General features: G+C 72.2%; 19 protein-coding genes. 6 read left to right on the top strand and 13 right to left on the bottom strand.

All coding sequences use genetic code 11. From position 1 onward, the window contains the following. Positions 1–57 precede the first annotated feature (57 nt). The 5 genes from KE274_RS04580 to KE274_RS04560 all read right to left on the bottom strand — a co-directional run bounded on the left by KE274_RS04580 (position 58) and on the right by KE274_RS04560 (position 5,860). Positions 58–555 carry a methylated-DNA--[protein]-cysteine S-methyltransferase gene (locus tag KE274_RS04580; protein WP_211541456.1) on the bottom strand — a complete coding sequence of 166 codons (498 nt, stop codon included), beginning with the start codon at positions 553–555 and terminating at the stop codon, positions 58–60. Next, positions 552–2,060 (bottom strand): DNA-3-methyladenine glycosylase 2 family protein, encoded by a 1,509-nt coding sequence (locus KE274_RS04575; protein ID WP_211541455.1) that lies wholly within the window; start codon positions 2,058–2,060, stop codon positions 552–554. Before KE274_RS04575 ends, KE274_RS04580 begins: the two co-directional genes overlap by 4 nt. A gap of 133 nt (positions 2,061–2,193) precedes the next feature. After that, positions 2,194–3,801, bottom strand: a complete 1,608-nt coding sequence (gene purH, locus KE274_RS04570; RefSeq protein WP_211541454.1) for a bifunctional phosphoribosylaminoimidazolecarboxamide formyltransferase/IMP cyclohydrolase — start codon at positions 3,799–3,801, stop codon at positions 2,194–2,196. Between the two features lie 33 nt (positions 3,802–3,834). Next, positions 3,835–4,422, bottom strand: a complete 588-nt coding sequence (gene purN, locus KE274_RS04565) for a phosphoribosylglycinamide formyltransferase (RefSeq protein ID WP_211541453.1) — start codon at positions 4,420–4,422, stop codon at positions 3,835–3,837. 58 nt (positions 4,423–4,480) lie between these two features. Further along, positions 4,481–5,860: a cell division protein PerM gene (locus tag KE274_RS04560; protein ID WP_211541452.1), complete on the bottom strand. Its 1,380-nt coding sequence runs from the start codon at positions 5,858–5,860 to the stop codon at positions 4,481–4,483. A gap of 91 nt (positions 5,861–5,951) precedes the next feature. On the opposite strand from KE274_RS04560, the gene KE274_RS04555 reads away from it, so the two are divergent. Next, on the top strand, positions 5,952–7,427 hold the full coding sequence (locus KE274_RS04555; protein WP_211541451.1) for an NCS2 family permease: 1,476 nt from the start codon (positions 5,952–5,954) through the stop codon (positions 7,425–7,427). A 64-nt stretch (positions 7,428–7,491) separates the two neighbouring features. On the opposite strand, the gene KE274_RS04550 is transcribed toward KE274_RS04555, so the two are convergent. After that, entirely contained in the window at positions 7,492–7,896 is a 405-nt protein-coding gene (locus KE274_RS04550; protein WP_307872147.1) for a VOC family protein, read from the bottom strand. Positions 7,897–7,968: 72 nt separating this feature from the next. Between KE274_RS04550 and KE274_RS04545 the strand changes: the two genes are divergently transcribed. Next, positions 7,969–8,547: a TetR/AcrR family transcriptional regulator gene (locus KE274_RS04545; protein WP_211541450.1), complete on the top strand. Its 579-nt coding sequence runs from the start codon at positions 7,969–7,971 to the stop codon at positions 8,545–8,547. A gap of 94 nt (positions 8,548–8,641) precedes the next feature. Here the strand turns inward: KE274_RS04545 and sucD are convergent, their stop codons facing one another. Next, positions 8,642–9,544 (bottom strand): succinate--CoA ligase subunit alpha, encoded by a 903-nt coding sequence (gene sucD, locus KE274_RS04540; protein WP_136036215.1) that lies wholly within the window; start codon positions 9,542–9,544, stop codon positions 8,642–8,644. Between the two features lie 42 nt (positions 9,545–9,586). Further along, positions 9,587–10,753, bottom strand: a complete 1,167-nt coding sequence (gene sucC, locus KE274_RS04535; RefSeq protein WP_211541449.1) for an ADP-forming succinate--CoA ligase subunit beta — start codon at positions 10,751–10,753, stop codon at positions 9,587–9,589. 158 nt (positions 10,754–10,911) lie between these two features. Here sucC and KE274_RS04530 point away from each other — a divergent pair, with 158 nt between their 5' ends. Together KE274_RS04530 and KE274_RS04525 are read left to right on the top strand one after the other, a co-directional pair. Continuing rightward, the gene (locus tag KE274_RS04530) at positions 10,912–11,574 is read left to right on the top strand and encodes a TetR/AcrR family transcriptional regulator (RefSeq protein WP_211541448.1); all 663 of its coding nucleotides are present in this window, start codon (positions 10,912–10,914) and stop codon (positions 11,572–11,574) included. An 87-nt stretch (positions 11,575–11,661) separates the two neighbouring features. Further along, positions 11,662–12,897 (top strand): acyl-CoA dehydrogenase family protein, encoded by a 1,236-nt coding sequence (locus tag KE274_RS04525; RefSeq protein ID WP_211541447.1) that lies wholly within the window; start codon positions 11,662–11,664, stop codon positions 12,895–12,897. Positions 12,898–12,941: 44 nt separating this feature from the next. Here KE274_RS04525 and KE274_RS04520 read toward each other — a convergent pair whose 3' ends face one another. Beyond that, positions 12,942–13,427 (bottom strand): hypothetical protein, encoded by a 486-nt coding sequence (locus tag KE274_RS04520; protein ID WP_211541446.1) that lies wholly within the window; start codon positions 13,425–13,427, stop codon positions 12,942–12,944. Positions 13,428–13,491: 64 nt separating this feature from the next. Between KE274_RS04520 and KE274_RS04515 the strand changes: the two genes are divergently transcribed. Next, positions 13,492–14,943 (top strand): phytoene desaturase family protein, encoded by a 1,452-nt coding sequence (locus KE274_RS04515; protein WP_211541445.1) that lies wholly within the window; start codon positions 13,492–13,494, stop codon positions 14,941–14,943. A 47-nt stretch (positions 14,944–14,990) separates the two neighbouring features. Further along, on the top strand, positions 14,991–16,034 hold the full coding sequence (locus KE274_RS04510; protein ID WP_211541444.1) for an ATP-dependent DNA ligase: 1,044 nt from the start codon (positions 14,991–14,993) through the stop codon (positions 16,032–16,034). A 6-nt stretch (positions 16,035–16,040) separates the two neighbouring features. Here KE274_RS04510 and ligD read toward each other — a convergent pair whose 3' ends face one another. The 4 genes from ligD to KE274_RS04490 all read right to left on the bottom strand — a co-directional run bounded on the left by ligD (position 16,041) and on the right by KE274_RS04490 (position 23,792). Further along, a complete protein-coding gene (gene ligD / locus KE274_RS04505; RefSeq protein WP_211541443.1) occupies positions 16,041–17,111 on the bottom strand; it encodes a non-homologous end-joining DNA ligase in 1,071 nt (356 codons plus the stop codon). Positions 17,112–17,172: 61 nt separating this feature from the next. Further along, positions 17,173–18,459, bottom strand: a complete 1,287-nt coding sequence (locus tag KE274_RS04500) for an SseB family protein (protein ID WP_211541442.1) — start codon at positions 18,457–18,459, stop codon at positions 17,173–17,175. 44 nt (positions 18,460–18,503) lie between these two features. Then, a complete protein-coding gene (locus KE274_RS04495) occupies positions 18,504–20,969 on the bottom strand; it encodes an ATP-dependent helicase (RefSeq protein WP_211541441.1) in 2,466 nt (821 codons plus the stop codon). Positions 20,970–21,068: 99 nt separating this feature from the next. Then, on the bottom strand, positions 21,069–23,792 hold the full coding sequence (locus KE274_RS04490) for a lamin tail domain-containing protein (protein WP_249185836.1): 2,724 nt from the start codon (positions 23,790–23,792) through the stop codon (positions 21,069–21,071). Between the last annotated feature and the right edge of the window lie 46 nt (positions 23,793–23,838).

Here is a 23,838-nt window from a genome sequence, read left to right as displayed (position 1 = left end):
TTCCCGGTACGGCGGCGGCCCCGCCCTGTGTGCAGGGCGGGGCCGGATGCGGACGGGTCAGCGCGCGACGCTCTCCCGGGCGAGAAGGCTCTGTTTGACCCCGAGGCCCCACGCGAAACCGCCCAGCGAGCCGTCCGTGCGCAGCACACGGTGGCACGGCACGAAGAGGGCGGGGGCGTTGCGCGCGCAGATCGACGCCGCCGCGCGGACAGCCTGCGGGTTGCCGAGCCGGGCGGCGAAGCCCGTGTAGGTGAGGGGCGCCCCCGGCTCGATCCCCCGCAGCGCCGCCCAGCCGGCGAGCTGCATCGCCGTGCCGGTCTGAGCCACGGCCACGCGGTCGATCGCCGTGACGTCGCCCGCGTAGTACGCCTGGGCCGCAGCCGCCGCGTCGGTCTCGGCCTCGCGCAGCTCCTCCGGACGCGCGGCCGCGGACAGCCGGTCCAGGATCGCCTCCACGTCGTCGGTCCAGCCCGAGGCCAGGACGCGCTGCTGCTCGTCGGCCAGGATCGTGAACGGGCCGTCCGGGGTGTCGATGGTCTGGATCAGGGCGGTCATGGCGTCTCCTTCGTGTGGATGTCGTCGGTCGAGGCACGGGCGGCGCGCGACCGGGGCCCCGCGGGGCGCTGAGGTGCCGCGCGCCACAGGTGCGCGCTGAGGTAGCTGCGCCAGGGCGCCGTGCGCTCGGCCCAGGCCGTCAGGGGTCTCGGTTCGCCCGGGAGCCCCGCCGCCGCCGCGCCCGCCCGCAGTGCGACGTCGCCGGGGAGCAGGATGTCGGGGTCTCCGAGCACCCGCATCCGCACGTAGTCCGCCGTCCACGGGCCGATGCCGGGCATGGCCAGCAGGGCCGCGCGCTGCTGGGCGCCGTCATCGCCGACGGTCAGCGTGAGGCTGCCGTCGGCGAGCGCTGCCGCGGCCCCCGTGATCGCACGGATACGCGCCGCCGGGCCCCGCAGCACCTCCGCGCCGTGCTCCGCGATCGCGGTCATGGTGGGGAACAGCAGGCCGTCGGCCGTCCGCTCCCCCAGCGCCTCGGTGAGCGCGGTGAGCGCGGTGCGGGCAGCCACCACGGTGATCTGCTGCCCGATCATCGCGCGGATGAGCATCTCGTGCGGGTCGGCGGCGCCGGGCACCCGGATCCCCGGGGTTCGCGCGACGAGAGGTGCGAGCGGCGGATGCGCGGCCAGGGCCTCGTCGATCGCGAGAGGGTCGGCGTCGAGATCGAACAGCCGCCGTGCGGTCGACACCAGCGGCGCGAGGTCGCTCAGCCGGGCGACCCTGGCCCGCAGCCGCAGCCGCTCCCCGTCCTGCCGCACCTCGAACCACGCGGGGCCGCCTGGCATGCGCAGGTGTCGCGAGAACGCGTCGGGACCCGCCTCCTCGACCCCCGCGACCGCCCGTGCCGCCATCCACGCGAACACCCCGGCCGCGTCGAACGGACCGCGGTACGGCAGCGCCAGGTCGATCGCCCCCGGCACCTCCGACGCCGGGGTGCGGCGGCGCGCGCGCAGCTCGCCGGGCGTGAGGCCGAACACCTCGCGGATCGTGTCGTTGCACTGGCGGATGCTCTGGAACCCGGCGGCGAACGCCACATCCGACACGGGCAGGTCGGTGCCGACCAGGAGCATGCGGGCCGTGTGCGCCCGGTGCGCCCTGGCGAGCGCGAGGGGGCCGGCGCCGAGCTCGCTCGTCAGCAGTCGCGTGAGGTGCCTGCTGGAGTAGCCGAGACGGGCGGCGAGCCCGGGAACGCCCTCGCGCTCCACGACCCCGGTCGCGATCAGCCGCATGGCACGCGCCGCCGTGTCGCCGCGCACGTCCCATGCGGGCGACCCGGGGGCCGCCTCGGGCAGACAGCGCTTGCACGCGCGGTAGCCCGCCTCGTGCGCCGCCGCGCTCGTGGGATAGAACGTGACGTTCTGCGGTTTCGGGGTGCGAGCGGGGCAGCTCGGCCGGCAGTAGATCCCGGTCGAGCGGACCGCGGTCACGAACTGCCCGTCGAAGCGGGTGTCACGCGCGCTGATGGCGCGGTACCGCTCGTCGAAGTCGATCACGGGGAGGCTCATGCCCTCCACTCTGCCACCGCCCACCGACCCTGGCTGGCGGAAATCGGACACGGCAGTACGGCACCGGTGACGGAGAAGACCCCGGCCGCAGTCGCCTGCCGGCCGGGGTCTTCGCAGACATCGAGCTGCGCGCTCAGTGGAAGAAGTGGCGCTCCCCCGTGAAGAACATCGTGACGCCGGCCTTGCGGGCCGCATCCACGACCTCCTCGTCGCGCACCGAGCCGCCCGGCTGCACGATCGCCGTGACGCCCGCGTCGATGAGCACCTGCGCGCCGTCGGCGAACGGGAAGAAGGCGTCGGACGCCGCGACCGACCCGGCCGCCCTGTCACCCGCCCGCTCGACCGCGAGGCGGCACGAGTCGACGCGGTTGACCTGGCCCATGCCCACGCCGACCGTGGCATTGTCCTTCGCCAGCACGATCGCGTTCGACTTCACGGCCCGGCACGCCTTCCACGCGAAGATGAGGTTCTCCATCTCCTCGTCGCTCGGACGCTCGCCCGACACCAGCTCCCAGTCCTTCGCGACCGACACGATGTCGTCCGGGAAGCGGTCGGCGTCCTGCAGCAGCAGGCCACCCGACACCAGGCGCACATCCATGCGCTCCTGCTGCCAGTCCTCGGGCAGCTGCAGCAGGCGCAGGTTCTTCTTCGCCTTGAACACCTCCAGCGCCGCCGGCTCGAACGACGGAGCGACGATCACCTCGGTGAAGATGTCCTTCAGGTTCTCGGCCATCTTGAGCGTGACGGTGCCGTTGGCGGCGATGACCCCGCCGTACGCCGACACCGGGTCGCACTCGTGCGCGCGCAGGTGGGCGCTCGCGATCGGGTCGAGCGCGTTGGGCGCGGTCGTCGCGATGCCGCACGGGTTGGCGTGCTTGATGATCGCGACCGCGGGCTTGATCATGTCGTACGCGGCGCGCAGGGCGGCGTCCGCGTCGACGTAGTTGTTGTACGACATCTCCTTGCCCTGCAGCTGCGTGGCCTGGGCGATGCCGTGGCCGCCGGCGCGGGTGTAGATGGCGCCGCGCTGGTGCGAGTTCTCCCCGTAGCGGAGGGTGGCCAGGCGCTCGGCCTGGATCGTCAGGTGCGCCGGCAGGTCGCCCGGGTCGGTGAGCGTGCCCTCGGCGAACCACTGCGCCACGGCGGTGTCGTAGGCCGCGGTGTGCGCGAAGGCGCGGGCGGCGAGCTCACGACGCTGGCCCAGCGTGGTGCCGCCGGCAGCGACGGCCCCGATGATCGCCGGGTACGACTCGGGCGACACGACGATCGCGACGTTCGCGTGGTTCTTCGCCGCGGCGCGGACCATCGCGGGCCCGCCGATGTCGATCTGCTCCACCACGTCGTCGCCGACGGCACCCGAAGCCACCGTCTCCACGAAGGGGTAGAGGTTCACCACCACGAGCTCGAACGGGGCGATGTCGAGGTCGGCGAGCTGGCGCTCGTGGTCCTCCAGGCGCAGGTCGGCCAGCAGCCCGCCGTGCACCTTGGGGTGCAGCGTCTTCACGCGCCCGTCGAGCATCTCGGCGACGCCCGTGACCGCGGCGACATCGGTGACCTCGATGCCGGCGTCGCGGATGGTCGAAGCGGTCGAGCCGGTCGACACGATCTCCACCCCCGCGTCGGCCAGTGCCGCGGCGAGCACGAGCAGATCGGTCTTGTCGCTCACCGAGACGAGAGCGCGCCGGATCGGCACGGTGTCGCGGTCGCGGTAGAGCGTGGGGTCGTGGCGGGGGCCGGCCATGAAGGGCTCCTTCGTGCGGGGGCGTGCGGGGGTTCAGGGAGTGGACGTCAGGACGAGGTCGCCGGTCGCGATGCGACGGACGACGTCGATGAGCAGGCGGCGCTCGACGGGCTTGATGCGCTCGTGCAGGGAATGCTCGGTGTCGTCGGCACGGATCGGCACCCGCTCCTGCGCGAGGATCGGGCCCGTGTCGACGCCGTCGTCGACCACGATCACGCTCGCCCCGGTCTCGCGCACACCCGCCGCGAGCGCATCGCGCACGCCGTGGGCACCGGGGAACTCCGGAAGGTACGCGGGGTGCGTGTTGATGATGCGCGGGGCGTAGGCGGCGACGAGCGACGCCGGCAGCAGACGCATGAGGCCGCTCAGCACGACCAGGTCGGGGCTCCACACCGCGAGCTGCCTGCCGAGCTCCTCGCCCCAGGCCTCGCGGCTCTCGTGCTCATGCCACGGGACCGTGAAGCTGGGGATGCCGAACTCCTCGGCGTGCGCCAGGCCCTCGGCTTCGCGATCCGCACCGACCACGACCACTCTGGCCGGGAAATCGGGGTGACGAGCGGCCTCGAGGAGGGCGCGAAGGTTCGAGCCGGCGCCCGAGATGAGAACGGCGACCGTGAGCACGCGCCCAGTCTACCGGCGCGCGAAGACCGCCCCGTGCGGTCTCCTCGCGCGGCGACGGTCAGTCCTGGCGGTCGCCTCTGTCGCGGTTCGGCAACGGTGGTACGCGCAGGTCGTCGAGCGGGGCGGTGTCGTCGGCGAGCGTCGGCCACGCGGTCGCCTCGACGGGCGGGCCCGGCTGGTGGCGCTCCACCTCGGTCATCTCGGCGAGCCAGCGGTCGGTACGCTCCTCTGCGAGCTCCTCGCGGTTGCGCGGGGAGAGCAGCAGGATCGCAGCCCCCACCAGCACCTCGGCGCCGAGCGCGAGCGCGAAGGGCAGCACGGCGGGACCGACGACCCCCAGACGCCCCGGACCCATCGACCCGTTCGCCAGCTCGGCCGCGAGCCCCGCGACCCCCGCGGACACCGCCGCGATGCCGACCGCGATGACCGCCCGCTGCACCAGCCCGAGCGGCGTGCCCTCCCACACGAGCCGGGAGCGCACGGCCCAGCCCGCGAAGGCACCGGCAGCGACCGGCACGAGCACCACGATCAGCATCCACATCGAGGTGTTCTCCGGCAGCAGGCCGAACACGGGGATGCCGGGGACCACGCCGAGCTGCGTGCCGGCGGGCGACACCGCGGTGCCGGCACCGACCGCGAAACCGGGACCGGCGAGCCACGCGGCCGCCCACACGATGAGGGTGGGCAGATACGCCAGCTGCGCGAGCGTGAGCACCGTCGCCCCGAGCGCGTCGACCCGCGCTCCCTGGAACAGCGCGACCACGTCGCCGCCCCGCGTGAGCACCGACAGGGCCACCGCGAGCGCGGCCGCACCGGTCACACCGACCAGGGTGAAGGCGGCGCCGCGCACGATCGCCGCGGGTACGGGCGCCCAGTCCTCGCGGGCGTCGAGACGGTCGTGCAGACGATCAAGCAGCCCGCCGTCGCCGTCCTCCCACGCCACGCGCACCGCGCCGCACACGGCCCCCACCAGGTACACGGCGGCGGGCAGCAGGATCGCGAGGGGCAGCGGCGCGCGCACCGCGTCGAGGCGTGCCGTGAGCGCGACCACCGTGGAGATCGCGGCGAACACGGCGGAGCCGGACAGCGCGCCCAGCAACCACGCTCCCGCATGCGCGGCGCGAGCGCCCGAGCGCGCGGCGAACAGCAGCGTGAAGATCAGCAGCAGCAGGGGCGTGATCGACACCGCGAAGGAGGCGGCCTGCGCGGGGATGCCCAGCGTGACGAGCAGGTCGTCGGGGATGGTGACCTCGAGCGGGACGCCGTGGCCGAACTCCCACAGCGTGCCGGTGAGGGGCCACAGGGCGCCCCAGTCGGCGGTGACGCCGAAGGCCACGGTCCACAGCAGGGTGAGCGGCGCCAGCAGCACGGCCAGCCCCACCGCGGCCGCGATGGCGGCATCGAAGGCGGCGAGGAGCGCGACGAGGAGGCGTTGCATAGCGATTCGAGACTACGACGAGTTGCCGTGCGGCCCCTCGGGGCGCGCGCGGGGCGGGCGACACGGTAGCGTTTCTCCGGAGGTTCCCCCGATGACAACTGCCCCGCCTGCCCCGGCGACCGCCGAGCCCACTGGCGCCCTGGACCGCTTCTTCGAGATCAGCAAGCGCGGATCGACGATCGGCACCGAGATCCGAGGGGGCTTGGTGACGTTCGTCACGATGGCCTACATCGTGATCCTCAACCCGATCATCCTGTCCGGCAAGCCCGACGTCGCGGGCAACATGCTCGACTTCAACGCGGTCGGTGCCGCGACCGCGCTGACCGCCGGTGTCATGACGATCCTGTTCGGGCTCGTCACGCGCCTCCCGTTCGGCTTCGCGGCCGGGCTCGGCATCAACGCCTTCGTGGCGTTCTCCGTGGTCGGCCAGGTGACCTGGCCCGAGGCCATGGCGCTCGTGATGATCAACGGCGTCGTGATCGTGCTGCTCGCGGCCACCGGACTGCGCAAGGCGATCTTCGACGCGGTGCCGTTCCAGCTCAAGATCGCGATCACGGTCGGCATCGGCCTGTTCATCGCCTTCATCGGTTTCGTCAACTCGGGCTTCGTGACCGCCACGGGCGCCTCGTCCCCGCCGGTCGGCCTCGGCGTCAACGGCTCGGTCGCGACCGTCCCGAGCCTGCTGTTCGTGATCACGCTGCTGCTCACGGGCATCCTCGTCGCGCTGCGCATCAAGGGCGGCATGCTGATCGGCCTGATCGGCGGCACCGTGCTCGCCGTGATCGTGGAGGCCATCTGGCACATCGGTGCGCGCGGGTTCGACGACGAGGGCAATGTGGTCAACCCGGGCGGCTGGGGCCTGACGGTCCCCTCGCTGAACGGCTCGCCGGTGAGCGTGCCCGACCTGAGCCTGATCGGCGCGGTCGACTTCTCGTTCGACCTGGGCAAGGTCAGCCTGGTGGCGCTCGTGATGATCGTGTTCACGCTGCTGTTCACGAACTTCTTCGACGCCATGGGCACCATGACGGGCCTGGCGAAGGAGGCCAACCTGGCCGACGACAACGGCGACTTCCCCCGCATCAAGTCGGCCCTGGTGGTCGAGGGGGTCGGCGCGATCGCGGGTGGCGCGACCTCCTCGTCGTCGAGCACCGTGTTCATCGAGTCCGGCGCCGGCATCGGCGAGGGTGCCCGCACGGGCCTGGCGAACGTCGTGACCGGCGTCGTGTTCCTGATCGCGATGTTCCTGACGCCGCTCACCTCGATCGTTCCCACCGAGATCGCGGCGGCCGCCCTGATCATCGTCGGAGCGATGATGATGGCGCAGATCCGTCACATCGACTTCGGCGACTTCCGCGTGCTGCTCCCGGTGTTCCTCACGGTCTCGGTCATGCCGCTGACGTACTCGATCGCGAACGGCATCGGCGCCGGCTTCGTGAGCTGGGTGCTGATCCACGCGTTCTCCGGCCGGGCCAAGACCATCAGCCCGCTGCTGTGGGTGGTCGGCGCCGGCTTCCTGATCTTCTTCGCCAGAGGACCGATCGAAGCCCTGTTCGGCGTCGGCATCTGACGACGGAATCGACCACGGAGGGGCGGGTGCTGCGGCGCCCGCCCCTTCGTCGTTCCCGGGTTGCTCAGGCGTAGGCCGCCGCGAACTCGGCGGACGGCTCGATCGGCTCGATCACGTCGATCAGCACCCCGCCGGGTGCCTCGACGATGAAGTGCCGCTGACCGAAGGCCTCGTCGCGCAGCGGCAGGCGCTCCGTCAGGCCGCGCTCCCCCACCAGTCGGGCGTGCTCGGCTCGCGCGTCGTCGACCTCCAGGTTGAGCAGCAGGCCGCGGACCGGTTCGCGGAAGCCGGCAGGGATGGTCTCGTGCGTGCGGTCGAGGATCGCGAGCTCTCCGCCCTCACCGCGGAGACTCACGTACCAGTCGGCCTCGAACGTGGTCGCGAAGCCGAGTTCCTCGCGGTAGAACCGCGCCACGGCGGCCACGTCGTCCACCATGAGCACCGGGTAGAAGCTGGTGATCTGCATCATGCCGTCCTTTACATACAGTGTGTTTGTATCTTTCGAGCTACGATACATACACATCGCACGTAAAGGAACCCCATGCCTCGCGCCTCCGCCGCCGACGCCGCCGCCACCGCCGGCCGCATCCTCGACACCGCGACCGCGCACTTCGCGGCCCACGGCTACGCCGCCGCCTCCGTCGACGACATCGCCCGCGCCGCCGGAGTGACGCGCGGCGCCGTCTACCACCACTACGTCTCCAAGCCGCAGCTGTTCGCCGCGGTCGCCGCCGCGCAGCAGCAGCGCGTCGCCGAGGCCATCGCCGCCGCCACCGCCGGCAGCGAGCCGTCCACGGCCCTGCGCGACGGCAGCCACGCGTTCCTCGACGCCATCACGACCGCGGACGCCGCGCGCGTGCTGCTCCTCGACGGCCCCGCCGTGCTGGGCTGGGAGCAGTGGCGCCACCTGGACACCGAAGGCCCGGAGCGAGAGCTGCGGACCGGGCTGCGCGAGGCCGGAGTCGCGCCGACGCTGCTCGACCCCCTCACGTCCGCGCTCTCCGGCGCGATGAACGAGCTCGCGCTCTGGCTCGCCGCTCGCCCGGGAGACACGGCCGCACGACGCCACGCGCATCGCGCCCTCGACCGCGTGCTGGGCGCCGCCAGCGCGGCGGACTGACGACGCCGCTCCCCCACGCGTCGCGCGCGGACGGCCCCGGACACGACGAAGGCCCCGGGGTGGAGCCCGGGGCCTTCGTGTACGAGTCTACGCCTTACAGCGCCTCGATGATCTCGCGCATCAGGGCGGCAGTCTCGGACGGCGTCTTGCCGACCTTGACGCCGGCAGCCTCGAGGGCCTCCTTCTTCGCCTGCGCGGTGCCCGCCGAGCCCGAGACGATGGCGCCGGCGTGGCCCATGGTCTTGCCCTCGGGAGCCGTGAAGCCCGCGACGTAGCCGACGACCGGCTTGGTGACGTTGGCCTTGATGTACTCGGCCGCGCGCTCCTCCGCGTCGCCGCCGATCTCACCGATCATGACGATGGCCTTGGTCTCGGGGTCGGCCTCGAACGCGGCGAGCGCGTCGATGTGCGTCGTGCCGATGACCGGGTCGCCGCCGATGCCGATCGCGGTCGAGAAGCCCAGATCGCGCAGCTCGAACATCATCTGGTAGGTCAGCGTGCCCGACTTCGACACGAGGCCGATCGGGCCCTTGCCGGTGATGTTCGCGGGCGTGATGCCGACGAGCGCCTCACCGGGGGTGATGATGCCGGGGCAGTTCGGGCCGATGATGCGGGTCTTGTTGCCCTTGCTCTGGGCGTAGGCCCAGGCCTCGGCCGAGTCGCCGACCGGCACGCCCTCGGTGATGACGACGAGGAGCGGGATCTCGGCGTCGATGGCCTCGATCATGGCGTCCTTCGTGAAGGCGCCGGGCACGAAGGCGATCGACACGTCGGCGCCGGTCTCCTTCATGGCCTCGGCGACCGAGCCGAAGACGGGGAGCTCGACGGCGTTGCCGTCCTTGTCGGTGTGCGAGACCGTGGTGCCGGCCTTGCGGGCGTTCACGCCGCCGACGACCTGCGTGCCGGCCTTCAGCATGAGCGCGGTGTGCTTGGTGCCCTCGCCGCCGGTGATGCCCTGGACGATGACCTTGGAGTCCTTGTTGAGGTAGATCGACATTTCTCTAAATCCTTTTTTCCGGTCCCTGAGCCCGACGAAGGGTCAGGCGTTGGCGAGCTCGGCGGCCTTGTCGGCGCCCTCGTCCATCGTGGCGGCCAGGGTGACCAGCGGGTGGGCGTACTCGGCGAGGATCGCGCGGCCCTCGTCGACGCGGTTGCCGTCGAGACGGACCACGAGCGGCTTGGAAGCCGTCGAGCCGAGCGTCTCCAGCGCGCCCTTGATGCCGTTGGCGACGGCGTCGCACGCCGTGATGCCGCCGAACACGTTCACGAACACGCTCTTGACCTGCGGGTCGCCGAGGATCACGTCGAGGCCCGCGGCCATGACCTCTGCCGAGGCGCCACCGCCGATGTCGAGGAAGTTGGCGGGCTTGACGCCGTTGTGGTTCTCGCCCGCGTAGGCGACGACGTCGAGCGTGGACATGACCAGACCCGCGCCGTTGCCGATGATGCCGACCTCGCCGTCGAGCTTCACGTAGTTGAGGCCGCTCTGCTTGGCCTTGGCCTCGAGCGGGTCGGCGGCTTCCTTGTCCTCGAGCGCCTCGTGCTCGGGGTGGCGGATCTCGGAGGCGTTGTCGTCGAGCGTGACCTTGCCGTCGAGCGCGATGATGTCGCCGTCCTCGGTGCGCACGAGCGGGTTGACCTCGACCAGCGTCGCATCCTCGCCCTTGTAGACGTCGTAGAGCTTCACGAACACGTCGGCGACCTTCTCGACGAGGTCCTCCGGGAAGTTCGCGGCGCGGGCGATCTCGACCGCCTTCTCCTTGTCGATGCCCGTGAGCGGGTTGACCTCGACGCGGGCCAGCGCCTCGGGCTTCTCGACCGCGAGCTGCTCGATCTCCATGCCGCCCTCGACCGAGCAGAGGCTCAGGTAGGAGCGGTTGGCGCGGTCGAGCAGCACGGAGAAGTAGAACTCCTCGGCGATGCGGGCGCCCTGGGCGACCATGACGCGCTTGACCACGTGGCCCTTGATGTCGAGGCCGAGGATCGCCTTGGCGGCCTCGTACGCCTCGTCGGGGGTCTTGGCGACCTTGACACCGCCGGCCTTGCCGCGGCCACCGGTCTTGACCTGGGCCTTGACGACCACCACACCGCCGATCTTCTCGGCGGCCGCCTTCACCTCCTCGGGGGTGTCGGCGACGATGCCGGCGAGGACCGGCACTCCGTACTTCTCGAAAACGTCTCGTGCCTGGTACTCGTACAGATCCACTGTGGTTCCTTCACTGGGCTGCTGTCTGGTCTGGTGATTGTCTCGATGTCGAGACATCGACCAGTCCCCCAGCCTACTACCTCGGCCTGACCGCTCCGGAGCGCCGGCCGGGCGACGAAGGCCGCGGCGCGCGCCCGGCGAGGACCTAGGATTTCGTCATGCGAGACTTCCCCGAATCGCGCGACGCCGTCGTCGCCGCCGCTCTCGAGCTCTTCCAGACCCAGGGCTTCGACCAGACCTCGGTCGAGCAGATCGCGAAGGCCGCCGGCGTCTCCCGTTCGACCTTCTTCCGGCAGTTCGGCGGCAAGGAGGACGTGGTGTTCGCCGACCACGAGGTGCTCCTCGACCAGCTCAGGGAGTTCCTCGCCGAGGGCCACGAAGACCCGTGGGCGGCGGTGTGCGCCGCGTCGGAGTCGGTGTTCGCGCACTTCTCCAGCGACCCGGAGATGGCGCGCCGCCGCTACCAGATCGTGCGCCAGGTGCCGGTGCTGCGCGAGCGCGAGATCATCACGGTGTTCCGCTACGAGCGCCTGTTCGACGAGTACCTGCGCGGCGCCCTCCCCGGCGTCGACCCGCTCGACGCGGTCGGGTTCGCGGCACTCGTGACCGCGGTGCACAACCACGTGCTCCGGCAGCTGCTGCGCGGCCGCAAGAAGGTGCCGGTCTCCACGCTGCAGTCGGCCCTGGCGGATGTGCGGCGGCGCTACGGCGTGGCCGACGACTCGGCCGCCGACGCCCCGGACGACGTGGTGGTGGCGGTGTTCCCGCGCGCCATGCCGGTCGCGGAGGTCACGCGGCGGCTGCGCTCCCGGCTGGATTGAGTGCGCTCCCGGCTGGACCGAGAGAGACGTGGTGCCCTGAGACCCAGTATCGAGGAGTACGATACTGAGGTCCACGAAGGAGCACTCATGAGCATCGAAGCCTCCCCGTTCCCCGGCGAGCGCGTCTCGTCGTACGACGTCACCGGCCGGCAGGACAGCGACTACTACGCCGTGTTCGCCGACATCCCCGCGGCCGACCGCGAGGCGTGGGACCGCGCCAAGGCCTACGTCGACGAGGTCGCCCCGCAGATGGCCGAGGCGTGGGACCGCGCCGATTATCCGCTCGACGCCGCCCGGCGCATGGGCGAGCTCGACCTCGTGGTCGACGGCGTCGACCACCCCGCCCTCACGCGCCTCTCCCCTCTCGCCGCCGGCCTGGTGAACATGGAGATCTCGCGCGGCGACGGCTCCCTCGGCACGATCCTCGCGGTGCAGGGCGGCCTGGCCCTGCGCACCCTCGCCCTGTTCGGCTCGCCCGCGCAGCAGGACCGCTGGCTCACCGCGCTCGCCGACGGCTCGGTGCTCGGCTCGTTCGCGCTGACCGAGCCCGACCACGGCTCCGACTCGGTCTCCCTGGAGACCACCGCCCGCCGCGACGGCGACTCCTGGGTGCTGCGCGGCGCCAAGAAGTGGATCGGCAACGGCGCCTCCGGCGGCATCACGTTCGTGTGGGCGCGCGTCGACGACGAGTCCGCCGCCGAGCACGGCGCCGTGCGCTGCTTCCTCGTCGAGCAGGACACCCCCGGGTACACCGGCACCGTGATCCGCGGCAAGGCCTCGCTGCGCGCGATCCACCAGGCGCACATCCGGCTCGACGACGTGCGCGTGCCGCTCGACGCCGTGCTGCCGGGGACGAAGAGCTTCAAGGACGCCTCGACCGTGCTGTACGCCACGCGCTCCGGCGTCGCCTGGTCGGCGCTCGGCCACGCGACCGCCTGCTACGAGGCCGCGCTGGCATATGCGAAGGAGCGCGTGCAGTTCGGCAAGCCGCTCGCCAAGTTCCAGATGGTGCAGGAGCGGCTGACGCACATGCTGGAAGACCTCACCGCCATGCAGCTCTACTGCCGCCGGATGGCCGACCTCGAGCAGGCGGGGCAGCTGCGGCCGACACAGGCGTCGCTGGCGAAGTTCCACAACACGCGCGCCGCCCGCCGGATCGCCGCGACCGCCCGCGACCTGCTCGGCGGCAACGGCATCCTGCTGGAGAACGGCGTGATGCAGCACCTCGCCGACATCGAGGCCATCCACACCTACGAGGGGACGGAGTCGGTGCAGGCACTGCTGCTCGGCCGTGACATCACCGGGATGAGCGCGTTCGCCTGAGCGCGGCTCCCGCGGCCCATGCGGCCGCGCGCCGCGGGGATACCTCAGTCGCAGCCGCAGCCGCCGGCGGGGGTCTTCACCATGAAGCACACGTCGCACACGCCGTAGTCGCGCTCGACCGGCTTGGGCGCAGCGGGCGTGCGGGGGGCCGCGGGCGTGCGGGGCGCGGCGGAGCGCTTGGCACGCGTGGCCGTCGGCGGCGCGAACTCGCTCGGGTGGGTGACGTAGAAGTACGGCGCACGGCCCTCGCTCGGCTGCAGTCGCAGTCGCGTCGAGCCGACCGTGACCACCTCGTCCTCCGTGAAACCGTTCGTGTAGGTGCGGCCGATGTGCAGCGCCGCCCCCTCGCCGCGGCGGATCGCCTCGATGTACCGGCCGCGGTCGATCAGCGAGGTCACCCCCACGGACTCGACGATCTCGGTGATGAACGCGTGGTTCACCGGATCGATGCGGTGCGCGCGGAGCGCCTCGGGAAGCGAACGGTACGGACGGGAGGTGCCGGCGGGAGTCGGGCCCTGGACTTCATTCATCCCTTCCAGGATCGCACGGCGCAACCCCCTCGGCCGACCGTCCGCCGCGTGCGAGACTGACGCCATGCCCCTCGCGACCATCATCGGCTCCGGACCGAACGGCCTCTCGGCGGGCGTCGCCCTCGCCCGCGCCGGCTACCGCGTGCGCGTGCTCGAAGCCGCCGCCACCGCCGGAGGCGGCCTGCGCACACAGGAGGCCACGCTCCCCGGGTTCGTGCACGACGTCTGCTCCGCCGTGCATCCCGCGGCGATCGCCTCCCCGTTCTTCCGGGCGTTCCGGCTCGGCGAGCGCATCACGTGGATCCGCCCCGACATCTCCTTCGCCCACCCGCTCGACGGTGGACGCGCGGCGATCGCCTGGCGGGACATCGAGCGCACGGCCGCCGAGCTCGGTCCGGACCGCGAGGCCTGGCTGCGGCGGCTGCGCCCGCTCAGCACGCACGCCGACGGCGTCACCGACTTCACCGGCAACCAGCTGCTGCGGATCCCGCGCGACCCGGTCACGGCGGCGCGCTACGCCGTGCGGATGCTGGACCAGGGCACGTCCCTCGCCCGCGTCGCCTTCCGCACCGAGGAGGCCGCCGCACTGATGGCGGGAGTGGTCGCCCACGCGAACTCGCCGCAGCCGACACTCGCGGGCGCCGCGGCCGGGATGCTGCTCGCCGCGCTCGCCCATGCCGGAGGCTGGCCCTACCCACGCGGCGGCTCGCAGACCATCGCGGATGCCCTGATCGCCGACCTGGAGGCCCATGGCGGCACCGTCGAGACGGGCGTGCACGTCGACGACCTCGCAACCCTGGACTGGGGCGACCCCGCGCGCGGCGACGTGCTGCTGCTCAACACCTCCCCGCGGCTCGCGCTCACGCACCCCGACGTTCCCGCCCGCTACGCCCGCGCCGTCCGCGCCTACCGGTACGGCGCAGCGGCCGCCAAGGTCGACTTCGCGCTGGACGGCCCCGTGCCGTGGACGAACCCGCACGTGCGGAACGCCCCGACCGTGCACGTGGCCGGGAACCGGGACGAGGTGTGGAACAGCGAGAACGCGGTCGCCGTCGGCCGGGTGAGCGAACGGCCCTACGTGCTCGCAGTGCAGCCCTCCGTGTTCGACCCCACGCGGGCGCCGGACGGCAAGGCCGTGCTGTGGGCGTACATCCACGTCCCGGGCGGCTCCGACCTCGACCCGACCGAGCTGATCACGGCGCAGGTCGAGCGCTTCGCCCCGGGGTTCCGCGACCGCATCCTCGCCCACCACGCCGTGCCCGCCTCCTCGCGCGAGGCCCTCAACCCGACCGAGGTCGGCGGCGACATCTCCGGCGGCGTGTTCGACATGCGCCAGGCACTGCGGCGTCCCGTGCTCTCCCCCGCGCCGTGGCGCACGCCGATGCCCGGGGTGTATCTCGCCTCGGCCTCGACCCCGCCCGGTCCGGCCGTCAACGGCATGGCGGGGTGGCACGCGGCGCACACCGTGCTGCGCGACGCGGGCACGCCCGCCGAGCTCGACGACCTGTTCGACTGACCGCAACCCCTTCCTCCGCGCGACGCGCGCGGTCCAGGATGGGGGGCATGCGCTACGAGATCCCGGCCCCCATGCTCGCCAAGGCCACCGCCACCGTGCCCGACCCGGCGAAGCACCCCGGCGGGCTGCTGTTCGAGCCCAAGTGGGACGGCTTCCGCGGACTGATCGCGTGGGACGGCGAGACGGTCGAGATCGGCTCCCGGGGCGCGAAACCCCTCACGCGCTACTTCCCCGAGCTGGTCGACGCGATTCCCGAACTGCTCCCCGGCCCGTGCCTGCTCGACGGGGAGATCGTGGTGGCGACCGGGCCGCAGGGCGCGCAGCGACTCGACTGGGAGGCGCTCAGCCAGCGCATCCACCCTGCCGCGTCGCGCGTCGCGAAGCTCGCCGCGGAGACGCCGGCCATGTTCATCGCCTTCGACCTGCTCGCGTTCGGGGAGGACGACCTGCAGCACCAGTCGTTCGAGACCCGCCGCAACCGCCTCGAGACCCTGATGAGCGCGGTCGAGCATCCGCTGCACCTCACCCGCACCACGCGCGACCGCGACGCCGCCGTGCGCTGGCTCGAGGAGTTCGAGGGCGCGGGGCTCGACGGCGTCGTGGCCAAGCCGCTCGACCAGCCCTACGCGCCGGGCAAGCGCACGCTGCTCAAGATCAAGCACGCTCGCACCGCCGACGTGGTGGCGCTGGGCTACCGCATCCACAAGTCCGGCACGGGGGTGGGGTCGCTGCTGGTGGGGCTGTACGACAGCGACGGCACGCTGCGGCAGGTGGGAGGCGTCTCGGCCTGGAGCGACGCGCGGCGCCGGCAGCTGGTGGAGGAGCTCGCGCCGCTGGTGGAACGCGACGAGCAAGGCGCCGCGGTGACCGGCGAGGGCGAGAGGTCGCGGTTCAGCGGCGCCAAGGACGTGTCGTTCGTGCGGCTGCGCCCCGAGCGGGTGCTGGAGGTGCGATACGACCAACTCGAGGGCGCACGCTTCCGCCACACCGTGCAGTTCGAGCGGTGGCGCCCCGACCGCGACCCCCGCTCGTGCACCTACGACCAGCTCGACACGGTCGCCGGCTACGACCTCGCCGACGTGCTCAGCTGAGCCGCATCAGTCGTCGACCGGGTTGCCGTTCTCGTCCCAGTTCGCCGCGTTCTTCTTGCTCGGCTGCACGCGCGGCGGCTCCCCTGGCATCTTCGGGAACTCGGGCGGGAAGGGCAACTCGCCCAGCCCCGCCGCCCTGTCGCGCTCCCACCACTCCAGGAGCGTGTCGATGCGCCCCGGTTTCGCCTGCAGCTGCGCCCACGGGTCGCCGATCTCGTCGAGCCGCTGCGGGATGCTGCGCACCGTGAAGGCGCGCGGGTCGACCTCATCCAGCTCGTCCCAGTGCACCGGCGTGGACACGGTGGCTCCCGGAAGCGCACGCGGGCTGTAGGCGCCGGCCATCGTCCGGTCGCGGTTCGCCTGATTGAAGTCCACGAACAGACGCTCGCCGCGCTCCTCCTTCCACCAGTTCGTCGTCACCCGGTCGGGCATCCGACGTTCGAGCTCGCGGCCCGCTGCGATCACCGCGTGTCGCACGTCGAGGAACTCGTGCGTCGGCTCGATCGGCGCGAACACGTGCAGGCCGCGGTTGCCGCTGGTCTTCGCGAACGCCTCCAGCCCCGCCTCGCGCAGCACCTCGCGCAGCGCGTGAGCCGCGGGCACCGCCTCCGCGAACCCCGTGCCCGGCTGCGGGTCGAGGTCGATGCGCAACTCCACCGGGTTGTCGGAGTTCTCTGCGAGCGACGCCCACGGGTGGAACACGATCGTGTTCATCTGCACGGCCCACACGATCGCGCTGGGCCTGGTCAACACGATCTGCGGATGCCGGCGGCCGCTGTTGTACGTGACGGTCACGGCCTCGACGAAGTCGGGAGTTCCCTTGGGCGGGTTCTTGGAGAAGAAGCCCTCCGCCCTCGGCTCACCGCTCGCACCGACGCCGTCGCGGAAGCGCTCGAGCGACACGGGCCGGTGACCGTTGGCCGACAGGAACGGCACCGCGACCCGCTGCACGTACTCCGCGAGCTCCGCCTTGGTGATGCCGAGATCGGGCCACACCACCCGGTTGGGGCTGGAGAGCGAGACCTCGCGCTCCCCGTCGGGGTCGGAGACGGTCAGGGTCACGCGTTCGGAGGCCATGATCCGACCCTAGGGCGCGGCCCCCACGCGCGGAACCCCCGGCGACCGGGAACGGGCCCGCTCAGTCGTCGAGCTGCACGCCCCGCACGAGCACCGGCGCGAGGGCGTCCCGCTCCACCACGATCGACGGCCCGGCGGAGTCGACGATCACGCCCGCCATCTCGGAGTGACTCGTCAGCACCTTCGCCAGCTGCTCCGGCTCGAACGGCAGCGGACGGTCGCCGCGCCCGAGGGCGATGACCTCCAGCGGGTGCGAGAACAGCTGCAGGAAGCGGCGGCCGTCGGCGGTCTGAGCCTCGGCGATGCCGACCTGTCCCGTGCCCGACCCGTCGTTCACGGCGACCCACATGCGCGTGGTCGCGAGCGCCTCGCCCACCTTCGCCGGGGTGTCCTGCTCACGCGGCCCCGCGATCAGCGACTTGACCGTCATCTCGACATCGGCCTGCTCCAGCGTCTTCTCCAGCAGCTCGGTCGGGAACACCACGCGGTGCGGGGCCGAGGCGTTGTCGATGATGAGTCCGGCGAACTCCCCCGCGACCACGTGCTGCATGACCGCGGTGGACGGCTGCGCGACCGCCGACGTCGCGGAGGGATCGGCCTCGAGCTGCACGGAGTCGCGCACGGCGGCCGCCGAGCTGAACGCGAGCATGAACTGCCGCTCCCCGTCGCGCACGACCGCCACGGCGAGCGGCTTGCCCTCGCTGATCTGCTCCCTGGCGTCGCCGTTCACGCGGATGAACAGGTGGCTCTGCAGGGCCTGTCGCAGCACGCCGAGCAGCTGCTCGTTCGACGCCCCGGCCTCGATCTGGGCGAGCGCCTCACGCAGCAGCACGTTGTCCTTCATGCCGGGGACGCTCTCGGTCTGCTCGGGCGGCATCGCGGGTGCGAGCGGGAGCGTGCGCTCGGCCGGCGTCGCGGGCTGCCCGGCGGGGCGCGCGGCCGCGGCTGCAGGGCCGGCGGCGGAGACGGCAGGGTCGGCGGCCGGCGCGGCTCCGGCGGCGGGCGCGGTCGGGTCGGCCTCGGCGGGCGGAGGCGCGACCTCGGGGCCCGCCTCGGCGCCGACGCCGCGGAACGCCTGGACGGAGATGCCCACCGACGGCGTGGCCTCGGGTGCGGCCTCGCCGGACGCGGTCTCGGGCGACTCGACCCCGGGCGCGGTGGCCCCGGGCGCGGTGGCCCCGGGCGCGGTGGCTTCGGGCGCGGTGGCTTCGGGCGCGGTGCTTGCTGAGGACGCTGCCTCGGACGACACGGCCGGAGCGGACTCGACCTCGGCGGGCGCGGATGCGGGGGCAGCGGGGGAAGAGACGGCGTCGTCGCCGGACTTCTTGCGGCGGGAGAAGAGGGCCATATGAGCCAGCCTAACCGCCCCGTGTTCCGCCCCGCGCGCGCCCGCTACAGCTTCTCGATCGGTGCGACCTTGATGAGCAGCTTCTTCTGCCCCGCCGTGTCGAAGCGCACGTGCGCGATGCGCTTGGCGCCCTCGCCCGTCACGGCGTCGACCCGGCCCTCGCCGAAGTCGTCGTGGCGGATACGGTCGCCCGCCGCAAGCTCCAGGTCGCCGTTGTCGCGCATCTTGGCGGTCACGCGATTGGGGATCTTGTCCATCGCGGTCGACAGCGGCTTGAGCGACTCCCGCGGCAGCGGCTTCACGCCGAAGCGGTCGCCCGAGCCCGAGCCGAAGCCGCCGGAGCGCCGCGCATTGAGGGCCCGCGACTGCATGCCGCCGCGCGAGTTCACGTCGCCGGGCGACTGGCGCCAGTCGATCAGCGCCGCGGGGATCTCCTGCAGGAACCGGCTCGGCATGGCCACCGACACCTCGCCGAACTGCGCCCTGGTCATCGCGAGCGACAGGTGCAGACGCTTGCGGGCGCGCGTGATGCCCACGTAGAACAGCCGCCGCTCCTCCTGCGGTCCCCCGGGCTCTCCCGCCGAGATGCGGTGCGGGATGAGGTCTTCCTCCACCCCCGTGACGAAGACCGCGTCGTACTCCAGGCCCTTCGCGGTGTGCATGGTCATGAGCGACACCGAACCCGACTCGTCGTCGAGATCGTCGGCGTCGGACACCAGCGCGACCTCGGTGAGGAAGTCGGTCAGCGTGCCCTCGGGGTTGTTGCGGGCGAAGTCGCGCGTGACCGCCACGAACTCGTCGAGGTTCTCCACGCGGGCCTCGTCCTGCGGGTCGCGGCTCGCGCGCAGCGCGTCGAGGTAGCCGCTCTTCGACAGCAGCAGGCTCAGCCCGTCGGCCACCGAGGTGGGCGGCGGCACCTCGCCGGAGGGCGGCAGCATGATCGCGGTGGCCTCGCTGAGCACGGCATCGAGCTGCGTGATCGCGGCCTGGATCTTGGGGCCGACGCCGAGCTGACCTGGCATCGACAGCGCCTCGCGGAACGTGATGCCGTGCTCGTCGGCGAAGCGCGCGATCGCGGTCTCCGTGACATCGCCGATGCCCCGGCGCGGCTTGTTGAGGATGCGGCGCACGGCCATCTCGTCGGCCGGGTTGGCGACGGCCACGAGGTAGGCCAACGCGTCCTTGATCTCGGCACGCTCGTAGAACTTGGTGCCGCCCATGATCTTGTACGGCACCGCCGAGCGGATGAAGATCTCCTCCAGCGCGCGCGACTGCGAGTTCGTGCGGTAGAAGACGGCCATCTCCGAGTAGGGCATCCCGGCACGGTGCAGCGCCTCGACCTCATCGGCGACGAACTGCGCCTCGTCGTGCTGCGAGTAGCCGGTGAAGCCGATGATCTTGTCGCCGTCGCCTCGATCGCTCCAGAGCTTCTTGTCCTTGCGATCGAAGTTGTTGCCGATCACGGCGTTCGCGGCGGACAGGATGTTCTGCGTCGACCGGTAGTTCTGCTCGAGCAGCACGACCTTCGCGCCGGGGAAGTCGCGCTCGAACTCGCTGATGTTGCGGATGTCGGCGCCACGGAACGCGTAGATCGACTGATCGGAGTCGCCGACCACGGTGAGCGACGCACCCGGTTCGCCCGCTCCCGCGGCGGGCTCGGGGTCGGGCTCGAAGATCATCATGCCGTTCGAGGCGTACGGATCGGGCGCCGAGCCCGCGCCGGACACGGGACGCGTCAGCTCGTGGATGAGCGCGTACTGCGCGTGGTTCGTGTCCTGGTACTCGTCGACCAGGATGTGCCGGAAGCGGCGGCGATAGGTGTCGGCGACCTGCGGGAACGCGCGGAACAGGTACACCGTCTGCCCGATCAGGTCGTCGAAGTCGAACGCGTTGGCGCGCTGCAGCTGCCGCTGGTAGTCGGCGAAGACCTCGACGAACACGCGCTCGGCGGGGTCGGTCATGTTGGCCTGGCGCGCGTAGGACTCGGCATCGGACAGCTCGTTCTTGAGCTTGGAGATGCGCCCCTGCACCGCGGCGGGCGTGAGGCCGTACGCATCGGCCTCGTGCTCCTTGACCAGACGCTTGAGGAGGGCGCGCGAGTCGCCGGAGTCGTAGATCGTGAAGTTCTTGGTGAAGCCGAACTGCTGCGCCTCGCGGCGGAGGATGCGCACGCACGCGGAGTGGAACGTGGAGATCCACATGCCCCGCGCGGCGTCGCCGATGAGCCCTTCCACACGCTCGCGCATCTCCCCCGCGGCCTTGTTGGTGAAGGTGATCGCGAGGATCTGGCTCGGCCACGCCTCACGGCTCCGCAGCAGCGAGGCGATGCGCCGGGTGAGCACGCTGGTCTTGCCGGAACCGGCACCGGCGACGATGAGCAGTGCCGGCCCGCGATAGGTGACGGCCTCGAGCTGCTGGGGGTTGAGGCCGGCGAGGAGGTCGTCCTGTGCGGGGGCGCCGGAGGACTGGGGGCCGACGGATCCGGGGACGATGAGAGGGGCTTCGGTCATGGCCTTACGAGTCTAGGCGGCGGCACCGACACTGCGGTCGCCGTCACCCTCCGGGCAACCGAGGGGGATGCGCGCGCCTCGCCCGCGCATCCCCTCTCATCACGCGCCGCGTCGGCGGCGCGTCACGGCAGCGCCGCCCGCCGCGAGCAGCACCAGCGCGAGGGCGATCGCCGCGACCGGCAGCACGGTCCCCGTCGCCGCGAGACCGCCCGGTCCCTCGGTGATGCGCAGGTCGGCCCAGCCCAGGAGCGTGCCGTCGGCCGCGAAGACCGCAATCCGGTGCGCACCGAGCGGCGCATCGGCCGGGACCGTGACCGTGATCGCCCCCGCGGTCGACAGCGTGCCGGTGGCGAGGCGAACCGGGGTCGAGTACAGCCAGACCGCCGCCTCCGACCCCGCGGCCTCCTCTCCGACCGTGACCGTGACCCGCTGTCCGCGACTCGCCACGGCAGGGTCGACCGTCACGCCGTGGCGGTTGCCGTCCACCAGATCCGTGCCGGGAAGCGGCGGGTTCTCGCCACCGGGGTTCTCCCCGCCGGGATTCTCCCCACCGGGGTTCTCGCCACCGGGGTTCTCCCCGCCCGTGCCGCCCGGCAGGGTGCCCGTCCGCAGCGCCTGGGACGCGACGCCGTCCGCGAACCACCACACCGGCCGCTGACCGTCGACCGACAGCGAGGCCGGCGCGGTCGCGAAGCCCTCGTTGTTGATGTCGGGCATACCCGCCGGGCGCGCATAGTGCGCGATGCCGGGTGCCGCCGTCCCGTTCAGCGTGATCTCGGCAGAGCGCCCCTGGCAGCCGTCGTCGCACACCGCCCACAGCGTGTTCCGCACCGTGTCCCAGTCGAGCGCCATGACGCCGGGGAGACCGGGGGCGAGCTCCGACACGAGCGTGGCCGAGCCGTCCGCGGCGAGCGCGAACGCGTACACGTGGCCGTTGTCCTCGACCGCGACGAGGAAGAGGCCTGCCCCGTGGCCGGGGTACGCCGCGGGGTCGTACGCGGTAGCGGTGTTGTCGTCGAAGAGCTTCCCGGCGAGAGCGGAGTCCGGCACCCACTGCACCGCCTCCATGCCCAAGTTGGCGCCGACCGCCGGGAGCAGCGCCGTGAGGTCCCACTCCTGCTGGGCGACCAGGTCTGCCGCGGTCGCCTCCGGGTCGACCTTCAGCACCACGTTCTGGTTGACGCCCTTGGCGCTGTTGTCGCGCTCGGAGGCGACGTAGACGAAGCCCCGATCGTCCACCGTGATGCCCTCGGTGTCCGGCCCCGCGGCGCCCGGATCCTGCGCGTCGCGCGGGAAGCGGACGCGCTTGCCCGCCTCCCAGCCCTGGGCCTTCTCGACCGTGCCGTCGGCGTGCGCCGCGAGCTTCCAGATGCGGCCCTCGCCGTTGTCGACCGCCCACAGGAACGCGCCGTCGGCGGTCTCCTGAACGTCGAGGCCCGAGCTGTCCTCGAGGAACGTCGGGACCTCGTCGACGACGCGCACCTCGGCCGACCCCGGCCACACGCCCACCGGCACCTCGCCGGGGCACACGTTCGCGGCGCCCTTGGTCGCCTGCGCGGTCGCGGTGAAGGCCCCCGTAGCATCGGGGCAGCGACCCCAGGTGGGAGACGCGTGCCCGTCACCCCAGCGGGTCTCGTCGATCAGCAGGTCTCCGTCGAACAGGCGCACCGCATCGCCGCCGCCGAGCCCGAAGCCGAGCTGCGCGCGGTCGATCACGAGGTACTCCCCGGCGCCGATCGTGGTGCCGGCGGGGATCGCGTAGGCGTGCGCATCGTCATCGTCCTTCACGACGATGCCGGAGACGTCGAGCGCGGTGGTGGTCGGGTTCACCAGCTCGATCCAGTCGTCGGGCGAGCCGCCGTCCGACTCCACCTCGTTGAGCCGCACCGGGCTGCCGCACGCGTTGCGCTGCCCCTTGGTCGACACGGACACGTCGACGAACGCACCGGTCCCGTCGGCGCAGCGTGCCCAGACGCCCGCCGCGTGCGCGGTGTACACGTGCTCGTCGACCGTGGTGCCGTTCGCGTCGCGGAGGGTCACGGTGTCGCCGTTGCCGAGCCCGAACACGAAGTTCGCCGGCTGGTCGAACACGAGGTAGCCCCCGGGCTGCAGGACCGTGCCGGAGGGCAGCGGAGTGGTCTCGGATGCATGACCCGTCGGATCGCTGTCGATCACCGTCCATCCGGACAGGTCGACCGGTGCCGTCCCGGTGTTCGTGACCTCGACCCAGTCCGTGGCGTCGCCGTTCGACTCGATCTCGTTGATCGCGACCGACGGCCGCACGCACGCGTTGGCGGCTCCCGGCGTGGCGTAGGCGAGCGCGAACGCGCCCACCCCGTCGGGGCAGCGGCCGAGCGTCGCCGCCGCGGTGTCACCGTCGATCGCGGCGTGCCCCTGCCAGGGCAGCGTGTCGTCGATCAGCGCTCCCGAAGCGTCGAACAGCCGGATCCGGTCGGCGCTGCCGATACCGATCGGGTCGCGGAAGGCCATCTCCACGCCGTCCACGAGCCCGATCGTGCCCTCCTCGACCACGAGGAACTGTCCGGCCGCGATCTGCGTCCCGGGCAGGAACCGCCAGCGGTGGTCGTCGGAGTTGTCGCGGATCTCGTAGCCCGAGATGTCGAGCGCGGAGGTGCCGGGGTTGACGAACTCGACCCAGTCGGCCGGCTGCGAGTCGACCTCGTTGATGAGGATCGACCCGGCGGGGGCGGCGACCGGCGGAACGGTCACGGCGCCGGTGGCGGCGGCGGGGACGGCGAGCAGGGCGGCGGCGCTCAGCGCGCACACCGCCGCGACCGCCGCTGCGGAGTGCAGGCGGGGCATGGAGTCTCCTGGAGGATCGCCCGGGGCGGGCTCAGACGGGTACGCG

It is taken from the genome of Microbacterium paraoxydans (assembly GCF_018224615.1).
Classification (GTDB): domain Bacteria; phylum Actinomycetota; class Actinomycetes; order Actinomycetales; family Microbacteriaceae; genus Microbacterium; species Microbacterium paraoxydans_B.
This window is presented reverse-complemented; position numbering and strand designations above follow the sequence as displayed.

Excerpts from the sequence above, each read along its gene's own strand:
- KE274_RS04510 (WP_211541444.1), top strand. The coding sequence starts at position 14,991 with ATGCGCTACGAGATCCCGGCCCCCATGCTCGCCAAGGCCACCGCCACC.
- ligD (WP_211541443.1), bottom strand. The coding sequence starts at position 17,111 with ATGGCCTCCGAACGCGTGACCCTGACCGTCTCCGACCCCGACGGGGAG.
- KE274_RS04515 (WP_211541445.1), top strand. The coding sequence starts at position 13,492 with ATGCCCCTCGCGACCATCATCGGCTCCGGACCGAACGGCCTCTCGGCG.
- KE274_RS04555 (WP_211541451.1), top strand. The coding sequence starts at position 5,952 with ATGACAACTGCCCCGCCTGCCCCGGCGACCGCCGAGCCCACTGGCGCC.
- KE274_RS04545 (WP_211541450.1), top strand. The coding sequence starts at position 7,969 with ATGCCTCGCGCCTCCGCCGCCGACGCCGCCGCCACCGCCGGCCGCATC.
- KE274_RS04525 (WP_211541447.1), top strand. The coding sequence starts at position 11,662 with ATGAGCATCGAAGCCTCCCCGTTCCCCGGCGAGCGCGTCTCGTCGTAC.
- KE274_RS04500 (WP_211541442.1), bottom strand. The coding sequence starts at position 18,459 with ATGGCCCTCTTCTCCCGCCGCAAGAAGTCCGGCGACGACGCCGTCTCT.
- KE274_RS04580 (WP_211541456.1), bottom strand. The coding sequence starts at position 555 with ATGACCGCCCTGATCCAGACCATCGACACCCCGGACGGCCCGTTCACG.
- KE274_RS04575 (WP_211541455.1), bottom strand. The coding sequence starts at position 2,060 with ATGAGCCTCCCCGTGATCGACTTCGACGAGCGGTACCGCGCCATCAGC.
- KE274_RS04530 (WP_211541448.1), top strand. The coding sequence starts at position 10,912 with ATGCGAGACTTCCCCGAATCGCGCGACGCCGTCGTCGCCGCCGCTCTC.
- KE274_RS04520 (WP_211541446.1), bottom strand. The coding sequence starts at position 13,427 with ATGAATGAAGTCCAGGGCCCGACTCCCGCCGGCACCTCCCGTCCGTAC.
- KE274_RS04495 (WP_211541441.1), bottom strand. The coding sequence starts at position 20,969 with ATGACCGAAGCCCCTCTCATCGTCCCCGGATCCGTCGGCCCCCAGTCC.
- KE274_RS04490 (WP_249185836.1), bottom strand. The coding sequence starts at position 23,792 with ATGCCCCGCCTGCACTCCGCAGCGGCGGTCGCGGCGGTGTGCGCGCTG.
- sucD (WP_136036215.1), bottom strand. The coding sequence starts at position 9,544 with ATGTCGATCTACCTCAACAAGGACTCCAAGGTCATCGTCCAGGGCATC.
- KE274_RS04550 (WP_307872147.1), bottom strand. The coding sequence starts at position 7,896 with ATGATGCAGATCACCAGCTTCTACCCGGTGCTCATGGTGGACGACGTG.
- KE274_RS04560 (WP_211541452.1), bottom strand. The coding sequence starts at position 5,860 with ATGCAACGCCTCCTCGTCGCGCTCCTCGCCGCCTTCGATGCCGCCATC.
- purH (WP_211541454.1), bottom strand. The coding sequence starts at position 3,801 with ATGGCCGGCCCCCGCCACGACCCCACGCTCTACCGCGACCGCGACACC.